The organism is Allocatelliglobosispora scoriae (genome assembly GCF_014204945.1).
GTDB lineage: Bacteria > Actinomycetota > Actinomycetes > Mycobacteriales > Micromonosporaceae > Allocatelliglobosispora > Allocatelliglobosispora scoriae.
In genome coordinates, this window is the sequence record NZ_JACHMN010000001.1 from 1165290 (window position 1) to 1179417 (window position 14128).

The following is a 14128-nucleotide window of genomic DNA, read 5'->3' on the forward strand; positions in this document are numbered from 1 at the left end:
AGCTGTCGGTGCTACGCCTGGGTCAGGCGCCACTGCTGGTTGGTGGCCGTGTGACACGGCCACTGGATCAGCGCCGCGTTGTCGGCGGTGGAGGCGCCGTTGACATCCAGGCACTTACCGCTGTTGACGGACTTGAGCTGGTAGACCCCGATCGTTCCGGTCGCGATCCCCTGCCACTTCTGCGCGTTGGAGTTGTTGCAGGTGAGCTGCACCATCGCCGCCGCGTCCGCAGTGGAGCCGCCGGTGGCCTGCAGGCACTTGCCGCTGTGCACCGCCTTGAGGTACACGGCACCGCCGCCGGCGTCGACCGCCTGCCACTTCTGGTTGTTCCCGCCGGTGGCGGGCCACTGGACGACGGTCGCGTTGTCCGCGGTCGACACCCCGCTGACGTCGGCTAGCTTGTTGCTGTGCACCGCCGCCATCGTGTAGGTCCGGCCCGCGATGCCGCTCCCCGTGCCGACGCCCGCTCCACCGAAGGTGAAGGAGTCGAGGTCGAAGGAGTTGTCGGTCGCGGACTTGAAGACCATGTAGAGCTTGTGCGTACCGCTGAGCGCTCCCACGTTGACCGTCGCCGTCGACTGGTAGTTGTCCCAGCCGCCGGTGTTGGGCACCGTGGCGGTGGCGAGCAGCGTACCGGTCGGGGTGTCGGCCCGCAGTTCGATCGAGCCGCCGGTGTTCGGGGAGGAGACCCGGTAGCTGACGGTGGTGATGCCCGAGAGGCTCATCGGGTCGAACATCACCCAGTCGTTGTTGCTGATGTCGCCGATCCGGTTGCCGCTCTCGGCTCCGGCCTGGGCGATGATCCGGGTCCCGGACTGTCCGGTGTAGAACTCGGCCTGCTTGTGCTTGGGCTGCAGGATCGACTTGCCGTAACCGGTGAGCCGGGCCGCGCCGCCCGCGCCGCCGTTGTCCTGGTAGCGGGCGTTGATGACGTAGAACAGGTTGGCGCCGTCCGGGTGGCCGCCGAGCTGGTCGGTGGCGATCGTGCCGCTGCAGCCGGGCAGGTCGGTCGTGCCGTGCTCGTGGTCGTCGTGCCCGAGAGCCGGGTTGACGATGACGTTGGCGCAGTTGACCGTGCCGTCCTGCGCGTCGGTCACGTTGACGCTGTAGGCGACCTGCTGACCGAAGTCGAGCATGCCGCCGTTGGGCGGGCCGGTGACCGTGACGACCGGGGCGGTGTTGCCCACGGTGATCGGCACGTTGGCGAACGACGACCGGCCGGTGTTGTCGGTGACGGTCAGCTTGGCGGTGAAGTTGCCGTTGGTGCTGTAGGTACGCGTCGGGTTCGCCGCCGTCGAGTCGACGGTGCCGTTGCTGTCGAAGTCCCAGGCGTAGGTGATGGTGTTGCCCGGGTCCGGGTCACCGGAGCCCGCGCTGGAGAAGGCCACGTTGAGCGGGGCGATGCCGTTGGTCGGGGTGCCCGACGCCTTGGCGATCGGTGCCCGGCCGCCGCGGACGTAGTCGATGCGGTAGAGCCCGGAGTCGTTGTTGCCGCCGCCGAAGTCGGAGCCCCACTCGAGTACGTAGAGCGCGCCGTCGGGGCCGAACCGCATCGCCATCGGCTTGATGAAGTTGCCCGCCGGCAGGAACGGGTTGATCTTCACCAGCCCGGCGTTGGCGTCGAAGTGGACCTCCTTGACGAAGTTGCGCGACCACTCGTAGAAGAAGTGCACGCCGTTGTAGTAGGCGGGGAACTTCACCGTGGAGGTGCTCGCCGCGTTGTAGCGGTAGACCGGCCCGCCCATCGGTGCGGATCCGCCGCTGCCCACCTCGGGGAATTCGGGTGAGGCGCCGTAGCCGTACCAGATCTGGGGCTGGACCAGCGGCGGGAGCACCCGCAGGCCGGTGTTGTTGGGCGAGTCGTTGACCGGGTTGTTGCAGTCGAACTTCGCGCCGACGACGCCGGTGTCGGGGTTGTAGGGCGCGTAGGCCTGGTTGTTGCCGTGGCAGAACGGCCAGCCGAAGTTGCCGGCCTGCTTGGCGACGTTGAGCTCGACGAGGCCCTCGGGGCCGCGGTTGGTGGTGGGCAGGCCCCGGTCGGGGCCGTAGTCGGCGAGGTTGACCCAGCCGGTCTGCTGGTCGACCTCGAAGCGGAACGGGTTGCGGAAGCCCATCAGATAGATCTCGGCCCGGGTCTTCGCGGTGCCCGGCGCGAACAGGTTGCCCGACGGGATGGTGTAGGTGCCGTTCGTCTCCGGGTGGATGCGCAGGATCTTGCCCCGTAGGTCGTTGGTGTTGCCGGCGGAGCGGGCGGCGTCGAGGAAGCTCTTGCCGGGGCGCCAGTCGAGCGGGGCGTAGCCCTGCCAGGCCGGGTCCAGGTTGGGCGGCGAATCGTCGCCGGTGGAGAGGTAGAGGTTGCCGTTCGGGCCGAAGGCGACGTAGCCGCCGGTGTGGCCGGGCTCGGCGAAGGTGCGGTCGCGGTATGCCGGCACGTCGAGCAGGACCTTCTCGCTCGCGAGGTCCAGGGTGTCGCCGTTGATCGTGAACCGGGAGAGCCGGTTGATGTCGGTCGAGCTGGTACGCGGCGAGTAGTAGAGGTAGATCCAGTTGTTGGTGGCGAAGTTCGGGTCCAGCGCCATGCCGACGAGGCCGTCCTCGCCGCCGGTGTAGACGTCGAGCTGGCCCGAGGTGACCGTCTGCTGCGTGCCGGGCTTGAAGACGGCGATCTTGCCGCCCCGCTGGACGTAGAAGACCCGGCCGTCGGGGGCGATGCCCAGCGCCATCGGGTCGACGGTGTTCTGGTCGAGGCTGACCTTCTCGAAGTTGCCCCAGACCGTGCCGCCGCAGTCGCCGGGCAGGTTGCCCGCCGCCCACTTCACGCCGCCCAGGATGTGGTTGCGGAAGTTGGTCTCGCTGTAGGAGGCGATGTCATGGCCCATCGCGGTGGCCCAGACCTTCGCGCCGGCGCCGTCGCGGCACCAGGAGATCGGGTGGTCGGCACCCATCGCCGAGCCACCCGGGTTGTAGGTGCGCTCGTCGGCGGTGAGCAGGACGTGAACGTCGCCGCGGGCGTTGCGGTCGAAGTTGTACCACTCCTCGGTGCGCTGCCAGTTGTCCGGCAGGCCGACCGTGGACGGGTGCACCTTGTCGGCGACGCGGGCGAAGCCCTGCAGGGAGCCGGGCGAGTGCGCGGTCATGTGCGCACCGGCGTTGATGGTCTGGTCCCACCACGGGAATTCGGTGTCGATGCCCATGTCGGTGGCGTTGTGGATCGCGACCAGGCCCTTGCCGGAGGCGACGTACGCCTGGATCGCCTGCCGCTGTGCGTCGTTGTCGAAGATCATGCCCGAGGTCTGGAACATGACGACGACGTCGAAGGTGGCGAGATTGGCGGTGGTGAAGGCCGTCGAGTTCTCGGAGAAGACCACCTCGAAGTTGTTCGCGGTGGCGAGTTGGCTGAACATGGACACACCGGCGGCGATGGAGTCGTGCCGGTAGCCTGCGGTTTCACTGAACACCAGGGCCCGGAACACGGGTGCTGCGGCGGCCGGCGTTGCCGGTGCCCACATCGTGAATCCCGTGACGAGGGCGACCAGGGCGCAGAGGATCGATCTGCGGCGGCGCATGAGCGGATCTCCTTTGGGGAGTGATGCAGGTAGGGGCGTGAGCTGCGTCCGCCGCGACGACAGCACTGATGGTCGCTCCCGGGTGACTCCGATGCGGACGGACTGGACGGTCCACCCATACATCGACACCTGTAGGTCACTCGATATGCGTGTGGCCCAGCCTGACCCAGCGGATCGGGTCCGTCAATGGGTCAACGATGACAACTTTGCTCGATTCCAACAAAACTTTGTTCACAGTTGACTGGACCTCCGAGCGAACTTATCCACATTCGACCAGCTCAAATGCCCATTGCCGAACCGTTACCGTTTCCGGCTGGTTGCAGACTTGTCTATTAACAGATCTGGGCTTAACGTCCAACGCCAAGCGCTTCTGAGGATTTTGACAAAAGTCTTCGAAGCAGCAGCGAAAGTTGGAGGTGCGGTGCGAGAAGATCACGAAGAGCCGGTTCTCCGGATCCGCGGCGCGGGAAAGTCCTTCTTCGGCGTACGCGTCCTCGATGGCATCGATCTTGACCTGCACCCCGGTGAGGTGCACGCGGTCGTCGGCGAGAACGGGGCCGGGAAGTCGACCCTGATGAAGATCGTGTCCGGCGTCTACGAGCCGGACGCCGGAACGATGGAGTTCGCGGGCTCCCCTGTCGCGTTCCGCACCCCCCGCCAGGCGCAGGCCGCCGGGATCGGCATCATCCACCAGGAGTTCAACCTCCTGCCGGACCGCACCGTCGCCGAGAACGTCTTCCTCGGCCGCGAGCCGTCCCGCTTCGGCCTCGTCGACCGGCGCGCCATGAACGCCGCCACCGCCGAACTGCTCGCGGGCATCGGCTACGAGCGCAGCGCCGGAATCGAGCCCACGACCGCGGTCGGGCGGCTCGGGGTCGCCCAGCAGCAGGTGGTCGAGATCGTCAAGGCGCTCTCCCTCGACGCCCGCGTGCTGATCATGGACGAGCCGACCGCATCGCTCGCCGACCACGAGGTCGAGCTGCTCTACGCCCTGGTCCGGCGCCTGCAGGAGCGCGGCATCGGCATCCTCTACGTCTCGCACCGCCTCACCGAGGTCTTCGACCTGTCCGCCCGGATCACCGTGCTCAAGGACGGCCGCCGGGTCACCACCGTGGCGACAGGCGACGCGACACCCGAGATCCTGGTGCGGCACATGGTCGGCCGCGACCTCGCCGCCTACTACCCCGCCCGCGCCGAGCCCGGTGACACCGGCGCGGTCCGGCTGTCCCTGCGCGCGGCGGCCAACGCCAAGCTGCGCGGGATCGACCTGGACCTGCATGCCGGTGAGGTGCTCGGCGTCGGCGGCCTGCAGGGCGCGGGGCGCTCCGCCCTGGCCCGGGCGATCTTCGGCGTGGACCCCTTCACCAGCGGCGAGACCGTCCTGGACGGCAAGCCGATCAGGATCCGGTCGCCGCGCCAGGCAGCCCGGGCCGGGATCGCCTACGTCACCGAGGACCGCAAGGCCGAAGGGCTCGCGCCCAGCCAGTCGGTGCTCGACAACGCGCTGCTCGCCGGGCGCGCCATCGCACCCCGGTGGTGGGGGCGCGCGGCGCGGACCGCGAGCGTCCGGGACCTGCTCGCGAGCGTCGAGGTGCACTCCGCCGGGGACCACCAGGAGATCCGATACCTCTCCGGTGGCAACCAGCAGAAAGTGATCCTCGCCCGCTGGCTCGCCCTCGCACCCGGGGTGCTGCTCTTCGACGAGCCGACCCGCGGCATCGACGTCGGCGCGAAAGCCGCCATCCACGACCTCATCCGACGGCTCGCCAAGGAGGGTGCCGCTGTGCTCATGATCTCCTCTGAGCTGCCCGAACTGCTCGGCATGAGCGACCGCATCGTCGTCATGCGCGACGGCGCGATCGCCGGGCTGCTCGCGGGCGGCGCCGGCGAGGAGTCCGTCGTCGGCCTCGCCACCGGCGCGATCCCGGCGGTGGCAGCGTGAACCGGCTGCGCCTGCCCGCGATCGACGCGACCCGCGGCGTCTGGGTGGCCCTCGCGGTGACCCTCACCGTCGGCGGCATCCTCGTCGCGGCCGACGGCGGCTCGCTGTTCACCGAGTCCAGCACGATCAGCCTGCTCCAGCGCGCGGCGGGCCTCGGCATCGTCGCGATCGGGCAGACCTTCGCCATCCTCGCCGGGTCCCTCGACCTCTCCGTCGCCTACGTGATCAGCCTGACCTCGCTGATCGCGGCCGAGACGATGGCCGGATCCGATGGCAACGTGCTGCCCGCGATCGCCCTGGTGCTCGCCGTCTCCGCCGTGATCGGCCTCGTCAACGGGCTGCTCATCACCAAGCTGCGGATCAACGCGTTCATCGCGACGCTCGGGGTGGGGCTGCTGATCAAGGGCTATCTGGAGCAGGGCTACGCCGGGCCCACCGGCAGCGTGCCCGCCTCCTTCCAGCACCTCGGCTACGACCGGATCGGGCCGATCCCGCTGTCGTTCGTGCTGATGGCGGCACTCGCGGCCATCGCGTGGGTGCTGCTGCGGCGCACCCGCTACGGCCACCACCTGATCGCCGTCGGCGGCGACATCGACGTGGCGCGCCTGTCGGGCGTGCGAACGGACCGGGTGCTGCTGCGTACCCACGTGATCTGCTCGATCTGCGCCGGGATCGCCGGGCTCTACCTCGCCAGCAGGCTCGGCGCGGGAGCGCCCCGGGTCGGCAGCGAGGGCGGCTACGACCTGGAGTCGATCGCCGCGGTCGTGCTCGGCGGCACCGTGCTCGCCGGCGGCAAGGGCGGGGTCGCAGGCACCGTCGGCGGGGTCGCGCTGCTCGCGGTCATCGACACCATCTTCAACCAGCTCGCCGTCGACCCCTTCTTCAAGCAGGTGGTACGCGGTGTCGTCATCGTCGCCGCCGTCGCCGTCTACGCCCTGCGGATGCGCAGCGGGACGGCCTCCCGGAAGGTCGTGGCCGCATGAGTGCCGAAGCCGCCGTCACACCCGCCACCGGCAGCCGGTTCCGCTTCGGCGGGATCTGGCCGATCGTGACGATCCTCGCCGCGCTGCTCGTCGTCATCGCGTTCCGCCAGCCGGACTTCTACGACCCGCCGGTGCTGCTCGCCTTCATGAAGCGCGCCGCGCCCCTGGTCATCCTCGCCGCCGGGCAGTATTTCGTCATCGCGGCCGGGGACTTCGACCTCTCCGTCGGCTCCCTCGTCACCGCCGAGGTCGTCATCGCCGCCCGCCTCATCGACGGCGACCCGTCACTGACCTGGCCGGTCATCGGCGTCATGGTCGGTTTCGGGCTGCTCGTCGGCCTCGTCAACGGCGTCGTCACCACGCTGCTGCACGTACCGAGCTTCATCACCACGCTCGGCATGTACCTGATCCTCGTCGGCGCCGTCTACACCTGGACCGGCGGCTCGCCGCGCGGTGCGCTGTCGGAGGAGTTCCGGCTGATCGGGCGCAAGGGGATCGAGGGGATCCCGGTGCTGGGGCAGCTGCCCTACGCCGTGCTGGTGCTCATCGGGGTCGCGGTGCTGGTGATCGTGACGATGCGGTCGGACTTCGGCCGGATCTTGCTCGCCGTCGGCGACAACCCGCGCGCAGCGGCGCTGTCCGGGGTGCGCACGGCCCGCGTACGCACCATCGCGTTCCTCTTCAGCGGCGCGCTCGCCGCCGTCGCGGCGATCCTGCTCGGCGGTTTCGGTGGGGTCTCCTTCCAGGTCGGCGCGGGCCTGGAGTTCACCGCGATCACCGCCGTCGTGCTCGGCGGCGTCGTGCTGGGCGGCGGCCGGGGTTCGGTCACCGGCGCCATGCTCGGCGCGCTCACCCTCGAGACCCTCTTCACCCTGCTCAACCTGCTGGGGGTCTCGGGAGCGCTGAAATCCGCGGTACAGGGCCTGATCATCATCGCCGCCGTAGCGATTGGCACCCTGCGCCGCCGTTAGAAAACGCCCGTCAGTTGGCCGCTGGCGGCGTTGCTCGGCACCTTGTGTGCCAAACCGCACACGGCGGCGCCGTGCGCCTTGCCAGCGGCCAACTGACGGGCGTTTAAACAGTTTCACTAGGAGGATCAAGGATGAAAAGATCGATCGGTGCCACCGTCCTGGTGGCCGCCGTCCTGGTCGCGGCCGCGGGCTGCACCAGCGATGTCCCCGAGGCGTCACCCAGCACGGCCGTGAGCAAGTCGGCGACCACCGGCGAGCAGTCGAAGTTCTTCGTGCAGGCCGACTACGACAAGGAGCTGGCGCTGCGCACCGCGACGGCGACCGGTGACGCGGCCAAGCCGTGGGAGCAGGCGCTCGAGCCGACCCTGGTCGACACCGCGAAGTACAAGAAGGCCGGCCCTTACCACCTGTGCTTCTCCAACGCCGGTGTCGGCAACCCGTGGCGCCAGGTCGGTTTCAAGAACATGCAGGCCGAAGTCGCGCTGCACAAGGACCTGATCACCAAGTTCACCGTCGCCGACGCCGAGAGCAAGGACGACAAGCAGATCTCGGACATCACCGACCTGCTCGGCAAGGGCTGCAGCGCCCTGATCGTCTCCCCCAACACCACCGCCACGCTCACCCCGGCCGTCGAGCAGGCCTGCGCGAAGATCCCGGTCATCGTCTTCGACCGCGGCGTCAACACCAAGTGCCCGGTCACGTTCATCAACCCCATCGGCGGGTACGCCTTCGGCGCCACCGGCGCGGAGTTCCTCACCGAGAAGGTGAAGTCCGGCGGCAAGGTGCTCGCCCTGCGCATCCTGCCCGGCGTCGACGTGCTGGAGACGCGCTGGTCGGCGGCGAAGGTCGCGTTCGACAAGTCCAAGCTGGACGTCGTCGGCGTCGAGTTCACCGACGGCGACCCGGCGAAGACGAAGACGATCGTCACCAACTACATCCAGCGCTTCGGCAACATCGACGGCATCTGGATGGACGCCGGTGCCACCGCCGTCGCCGCCGCCGAGGCGTTCGAGGACGCCGGCAAGCCGATCCCGCCGCTGGTCGGCGAGGACCAGCAGGACTTCCTGAAGCTCTGGCAGGACAAGAAGCTCACCGCGATCGCGCCGACCTACCCCACCTTCCAGTGGCGCACCCCGGTCATCGCCGCGCTGAAGATCCTCGCGGGCGAGCAGGTGGCGAGCCCGTGGAAGCTGCCCCAGCCGACGATCAACGAGGGCAACCTCAGCCAGTACGTCCAGCCCAACATGCCGCCGCTGCACTACGCGATGTGCGGCTGCACGTCGCTGCCCGGCTACCCGCAGAACTGGGGCGGGAAGTAATCGTCCACCCCGCACCTGGCGTGCCGCGCGGCTACCGTCCCAGCCGCGCGGCACGCCGCCTTCGAAGTTGGGAGCACCTGCCATGTTCGCCCTCGGCGTGAACCCCTGGGTCTGGACCTCGCCCATCACCGACGAAGCGCTCGCCGGCCTCGTGCCCCGCATCGCCGGGTGGGGCTTCGACTGCGTCGAGCTCCCCGTCGAACAGCTCGGCGACTGGTCCCCCGAGACCACCCGCGACCTGCTCGACCGGCACGGCCTCACCGCCGCCACGATCTGCGCGGTCACTCCCCCCGGCCGCGAACTCGTCTGCACGGACGCAGCGACCGTCGCGCAGACGCAGGACTACGCGCGGGCGCTCATCGACGCCGCGGTCGCGGTCGGCGCGCCCTCGGTCTGCGGCCCGCTCTACGCCTCGGTCGGCCGGGTCTGGCGGATGTCCGTCGAGGACCGGGCCGCCTGCTACCGCGAGCTCCGCGCAGCCCTCGAACCCCTCGCCGAGTACGCCGGCGAGCGCGGCATCTCGATCGGCATCGAGGCCCTCAACCGCTACGAGACCAGCGTCGTCAACACCGTCGAGCAGACGCTCGAAGCGATCGACCCGCTGCCCGGCAACGTCGGCATCATGCTCGACAGCTACCACATGAACATCGAGGAGGCCGACCCCTACGCCGCCGTCACCCTCGCCGGGCCGCGCCTGGTCCACGTGCAGGTGAGCGGCTCGCACCGGGGTGCACCCGGCCAGGACCACATCGACTGGACCCGCTGGCTCGGGGAGCTGATCGGCACCGGCTACACCGGCGGCGTCTGCATCGAGTCGTTCACCGGGGACAACGAGGCGATCGCCGTCGCCGCGGCGATCTGGCGGCCACTGGCACCCAGCCAGGATCTGCTCGCCACCGACGGGCTCGCCCACCTGCGCAAGGTCCTGGCCGAGCTCGCCGGTGACCGGTCCGCCGATGCCGACCGAGGATAAGGGTCCGTCGCCGCAACGGGCGGAGCCGATCTCGTACCAACTGCTCTGCCTGCTGCGCGACCACGGCCCGCTGTCGCGGGTGGAGCTCGCGGACCGACTGGGCCAGCCTCGCTCGCGCCTCGCCATCGAGCTCGACGCGCTGGCGGAGGCGGGCATGATCCAGGGCGCGGGCCCGGCCGAGTCGCGCGGCGGCCGCCGGTCGCTGCTGCTGCGCCTCAACCCGGAGATCCGCTACGCCGCCGTCGACCTCGGCACCACCTCGATCGATGTCGAGATCACCGATGGCAGCCTGGAACCCATCGCCGCGCACAGCGAGGCCGCCGACATCAGCGTCGGGCCGAACGTGGTGCTCACCAGGGTCAACGAGATCCTGCAGAAGATGCGGGCCGACGGCGCCTACCGCCGCCTCGACGCGCTCGGCGTGGGCCTGCCGGGCCCGGTCAGCGTCCGCGACGGCATGCCGGTCTTCCCACCGATCATGCCGGGCTGGGACCGGTTCCCGCTGCGCTCCACCCTCGGCATCGAGCACGGCTGCCCGGTCGCCGTCGACAACGACGTCAACATCATGAGCATCGGCGAGCGCCACAGCGGCATCGCCCACACGATCGACAACTTCCTCTTCGTCAAGGTCGGGACCGGGATCGGCTGCGGCATCCACCTCGGCGGGCTGGTCCACCGCGGCGCCGACGGGTGCGCCGGGGACATGGGGCACATCCAGGTCGACGGCAGGGGCCCGGTCTGCTACTGCGGCAACGTCGGCTGCCTGGAGGTCTTCTTCAGCGGCTCCTCCCTGGCGCGGGAGGCGCTCGCCGCGGCGCGGTCGGGGGCGTCGCCGGCACTGGCCCGGCGGCTCGCCGCGCAGGGCACGCTGACCGCCCGGGACGTCGGCGACGCGGCAGCCGAGGGAGACATGACCTGCGTGAACCTCGTCCGGGTGGGCGGCCGCTACCTCGGCGAGGTCCTCGCCGGCATGGTGAGCTTCATCAACCCGTCGATGATCGTCATCGGCGGCGGGCTGGCCGGGCTCGGGCACCTGCTGCTCGCCGACATCCGGGCGGTGGTCTACAAGCGGTCGCTGCCGCTCGCGACCGGGAACCTGCTGGTGGTGCTCTCGGAGCTGGGGCCCCGGGCGGGAGTGACGGGCGCCGCGGTGCTCGCCAGCGAACTGGCCCACCGGCGGCGGTTCTGACGCCCCTTAACAAGGAGTTCACAGCAGGTCCGCATGCTGATCGTTCCCTGGACCTGATGATCAGAATCGGTAGCCTGGCGTCGATGAACGGAAGGAGCCTCGATGCCTGAGGGGCAAGCGCGTGTCGCGCTTGGTGACGTCGCGGCGAGGCAACTCGCGAACGCCACCAAGACCGTCGCACAGATGTCGACCATCACCCCGCGCTGGTTGGTGCATCTACTGCAGTGGGTGCCCGTGGAGGCCGGCATCTACCGGCTCAACCAGGCGAGCAATCCGGATTCGGTGGAGGTGGCCTGCCCGCCTCCCCGCGGCGAGGACGACCTGCCGTCGACATACGTCGACTACGAGGAGAACCCGCGGGAATACTTCCTGACCTCGGTCGGGACGGTGCTCGACGTGCACACCCGGGTCTCGGACCTCTACAGCCAGCCCTACGACCAGGTCGCCGAGCAGCTGCGCCTCACGATCGAGACGATCAAGGAGCGCCAGGAGCGCGAGCTACTCACCAACCCCGGTTACGGGCTGCTCACCAACGTCGCCGACAGCCAGCGGATCTCCACGCTCGCCGGACCGCCGACCCCGGACGACCTCGATGAGCTGATCAAGAAGGTGTGGAAGGAGCCGGCGTTCTTCCTGACCCACCCCGAAGGGATCGCCGCCTTCGGCCGCGAATGCACCCGGCGGGGCGTGCCACCACCAACCGTGAGCCTTTTCGGCTCGCAGTTCCTGACGTGGCGCGGCATCCCGCTGATCCCGTCGGACAAGGTGCCGCTGGAGAACGGCAAGACCAAGTTCGTGCTGCTGCGCGTCGGCGAGAAGCGGCAGGGTGTCGTGGGTCTCTACCAGCCCGGCCTCGCCGGTGAGCAGAGCCCCGGGCTGTCGGTGCGGTTCATGGGCATCGGCCGCAACGCGATCGCGTCCTACCTGATCACGCTCTACTGCTCGCTCGCGATCCTCACCCCGGACGCGCTGGCGGTCCTCGACGATGTCGAGGTCGACCGGTACCACGACTACCAGCCGGTCTACACGAAGTGACGCGGTCATGACCGACGTGCCACCGGGCCTTCCGGACGAAGCGACGATGAACCGCCTCGCGGGCGAGTTCTTCGCCGCCCTGCCCGGCAGCGACTCCGCGCCAGGGCCTCTCACACAGGCCCTGGCGCCGGCGCCGCAGACTGCCGAGCCGACCCCCGCGGTGCTGGCCGCCCTGGCCGCCCTCGCCTCGTCGGGTGGGCTGCAGGGACCGCAGACGCCTGCGGTCGGGGCCGTGTCAGCCGCCTCGGGCCTGCTGGTGCCTTCGTCGGCCTCCTACTACTTCCTCACCGACCCCCAGCCGCTCACCTCGCGGCCCACGTCGGTTCCGGCCCCGGACTATTCGGTGCCGCGGTTGGCGCCGCAGACACCGCCCGCGCCGAGCGCTCCGCCGTCGCCCGTCGGCGACACGCGGTTCTACTTCACGGAGTTCGCGGCCTCGTCGGTCCCGGCATGGGACGTGGCGCCGGCCGGGCCGACTCCGGCCTACGATCTCGGGGCGGTCCGGCGCGACTTCCCGATCCTCGCCGAGCGGGTCAACGGTCGGCAGCTGGTGTGGCTGGACAACGCGGCGACGACGCAGAAGCCGCAGGCGGTCATCGACCGGCTGGCGTACTTCTACGCCCACGAGAACTCCAACATCCACCGGGCCGCGCACGAGCTCGCCGCCCGCGCCACCGACGCCTACGAGGGCGCCCGCTCCACGGTGGCCCGCTTCATCGGCGCTGCCTCCGCCGACAGCGTCATCTTCGTACGCGGTGCGACCGAGGCGGTCAATCTCGTCGCTCAGACGTGGGGCCGCCAGCACATCGGCACCGACGACGAGATCGTCATCTCGCACCTGGAGCACCACGCCAACATCGTGCCCTGGCAGCAGCTCGCCGCCGAGAAGGGCGCGAAGCTGCGGGTGATCCCGGTCGACGACGACGGCCAGATCCGCCTCGACGAGTTCGGCCGGATGCTCAACGACCGCACGAAGCTGGTCGCGGTCACCCACGTCTCCAACGCGCTCGGCACCGTCGTCCCGATCGACCAGGTCATCGCGATGGCCCACCGGGCCGGTGCCCGGGTCCTCATCGACGGGGCCCAGTCCGTGGCGCACAAGCGCATCGACGTGCAGGCACAGGATCCGGACTTCTTCGTCTTCTCCGGGCACAAGGTGTTCGCGCCCACCGGCATCGGCGTCGTCTACGCCAAGCCGGAGGTGCTGGAGTCGATGCCGCCGTGGCAGTTCGGCGGCAACATGATCGAGGACGTGTCCTTCGACCGCTCCGTGTTCCAGCAGCCCCCGGCACGTTTCGAGGCCGGGACGGGCAACATCGCCGACGCGGTGGGCCTCGGCGCCGCCCTGGAGTATCTGGAGTCGATCGGCCTGGAGTCGATCGACCGCTACGAGCACGACCTGCTCGGCTACGCCACCCAGGCGATGCGGGCCGTGCCGGGCCTGCGTCTGATCGGCACCGCGGCGGAGAAGGCCAGCGTGCTCTCTTTCGTCCTCGAGGGGTACCGCACCGAGGAGGTCGGCTCGGCGCTCAACCGCGAGGGCATCGCCGTGCGCTCCGGGCACCACTGCGCCCAGCCGATCCTGCGCCGCTTCGGGCTGGAGTCGACCGTGCGCCCGTCGCTGGCGCTCTACAACACCTGCGACGAGGTCGATCTCCTCGTCGCCGCCCTGCACCGACTGGCGGCGAACGTCGGTCGCCGGCGCTGACCGGAGTGTTTCCTTTGCGCGGGCCGGCCGGAGGGTATTGACTGGCCACCATGCCAGTCATTCACAACGTCGCGTTCGACTGCGCCGAACCCTACCGGCTCGCGCGTTTCTGGAGCGCGGTCATGCGCCAGCCGATCAGCGACGAGGCCGTCCCCGGCGATGCCGAGGTGGAGATCCTCACGCCGGACGGGCCCAACCTCTTCTTCCAACAGGTGCCCGAGCCGAAATCGGTGAAGAACCGGGTGCACATCTGCCTGGTGCCCGAGACGACCCGCGACACCGAGGTGTCGCGGGTCCTCAAGCTCGGAGCCACCATCGTCGCCGACCGCCGGGTGCCCGACGGGACCGGGTGGGTGGTCTTCGCCGACCCGGAGGGCAACGAGTTCTGCGTGCTGCGCAGCGCGGCGGAACGCCATCGCTGAGTTCCCGGTGCCGGGGCGGA

10 protein-coding genes are annotated in these 14128 nt (G+C 69.7%); 9 read left to right on the top strand and 1 reads right to left on the bottom strand.

Features of this window, described 5'->3' with window-relative positions; all coding sequences use genetic code 11:
- Positions 1–11: 11 nt before the first annotated feature.
- Positions 12–3566: a ThuA domain-containing protein gene (locus tag F4553_RS05270; protein ID WP_184832748.1), complete on the bottom strand. Its 3555-nt coding sequence runs from the start codon at positions 3564–3566 to the stop codon at positions 12–14.
- Between the two features lie 421 nt (positions 3567–3987).
- Here F4553_RS05270 and F4553_RS05275 point away from each other — a divergent pair, with 421 nt between their 5' ends.
- The 9 genes from F4553_RS05275 to F4553_RS05315 all read left to right on the top strand — a co-directional run bounded on the left by F4553_RS05275 (position 3988) and on the right by F4553_RS05315 (position 14108).
- Positions 3988–5508, top strand: a complete 1521-nt coding sequence (locus tag F4553_RS05275; protein WP_184832750.1) for a sugar ABC transporter ATP-binding protein — start codon at positions 3988–3990, stop codon at positions 5506–5508.
- Positions 5505–6491, top strand: coding sequence for an ABC transporter permease (locus tag F4553_RS05280; protein ID WP_184832752.1), 987 nt, complete (start codon positions 5505–5507; stop codon positions 6489–6491). Before F4553_RS05275 ends, F4553_RS05280 begins: the two co-directional genes overlap by 4 nt.
- A complete protein-coding gene (locus F4553_RS05285; protein WP_184832754.1) occupies positions 6488–7462 on the top strand; it encodes an ABC transporter permease in 975 nt (324 codons plus the stop codon). Before F4553_RS05280 ends, F4553_RS05285 begins: the two co-directional genes overlap by 4 nt.
- Positions 7463–7593: 131 nt before the next feature.
- Positions 7594–8781 carry a substrate-binding domain-containing protein gene (locus F4553_RS05290; protein WP_184832756.1) on the top strand — a complete coding sequence of 396 codons (1188 nt, stop codon included), beginning with the start codon at positions 7594–7596 and terminating at the stop codon, positions 8779–8781.
- A gap of 82 nt (positions 8782–8863) precedes the next feature.
- A complete protein-coding gene (locus tag F4553_RS05295) occupies positions 8864–9754 on the top strand; it encodes a sugar phosphate isomerase/epimerase family protein (protein ID WP_184832758.1) in 891 nt (296 codons plus the stop codon).
- A complete protein-coding gene (locus F4553_RS05300; RefSeq protein WP_184832760.1) occupies positions 9738–10943 on the top strand; it encodes an ROK family transcriptional regulator in 1206 nt (401 codons plus the stop codon). The genes F4553_RS05295 and F4553_RS05300 overlap by 17 nt, the downstream gene beginning before the upstream one ends.
- A 102-nt stretch (positions 10944–11045) precedes the next feature.
- Positions 11046–11978, top strand: coding sequence for a family 2A encapsulin nanocompartment shell protein (locus F4553_RS05305; protein ID WP_184832762.1), 933 nt, complete (start codon positions 11046–11048; stop codon positions 11976–11978).
- A gap of 7 nt (positions 11979–11985) precedes the next feature.
- Positions 11986–13686: a family 2A encapsulin nanocompartment cargo protein cysteine desulfurase gene (locus tag F4553_RS05310; protein ID WP_221469698.1), complete on the top strand. Its 1701-nt coding sequence runs from the start codon at positions 11986–11988 to the stop codon at positions 13684–13686.
- A gap of 50 nt (positions 13687–13736) precedes the next feature.
- Entirely contained in the window at positions 13737–14108 is a 372-nt protein-coding gene (locus F4553_RS05315; protein ID WP_184832766.1) for a VOC family protein, read from the top strand.
- Positions 14109–14128 lie beyond the last annotated feature (20 nt).

What these genes read in the sequence shown, in the direction of transcription:
- F4553_RS05285 (WP_184832754.1), top strand. Translation starts at nt 6,488, where the DNA reads ATGAGTGCCGAAGCCGCCGTCACACCCGCCACCGGCAGCCGGTTCCGC.
- F4553_RS05270 (WP_184832748.1), bottom strand. Translation starts at nt 3,566, where the DNA reads ATGCGCCGCCGCAGATCGATCCTCTGCGCCCTGGTCGCCCTCGTCACG.
- F4553_RS05295 (WP_184832758.1), top strand. Translation starts at nt 8,864, where the DNA reads ATGTTCGCCCTCGGCGTGAACCCCTGGGTCTGGACCTCGCCCATCACC.
- F4553_RS05305 (WP_184832762.1), top strand. Translation starts at nt 11,046, where the DNA reads ATGCCTGAGGGGCAAGCGCGTGTCGCGCTTGGTGACGTCGCGGCGAGG.
- F4553_RS05315 (WP_184832766.1), top strand. Translation starts at nt 13,737, where the DNA reads ATGCCAGTCATTCACAACGTCGCGTTCGACTGCGCCGAACCCTACCGG.
- F4553_RS05310 (WP_221469698.1), top strand. Translation starts at nt 11,986, where the DNA reads ATGACCGACGTGCCACCGGGCCTTCCGGACGAAGCGACGATGAACCGC.
- F4553_RS05290 (WP_184832756.1), top strand. Translation starts at nt 7,594, where the DNA reads ATGAAAAGATCGATCGGTGCCACCGTCCTGGTGGCCGCCGTCCTGGTC.
- F4553_RS05300 (WP_184832760.1), top strand. Translation starts at nt 9,738, where the DNA reads ATGCCGACCGAGGATAAGGGTCCGTCGCCGCAACGGGCGGAGCCGATC.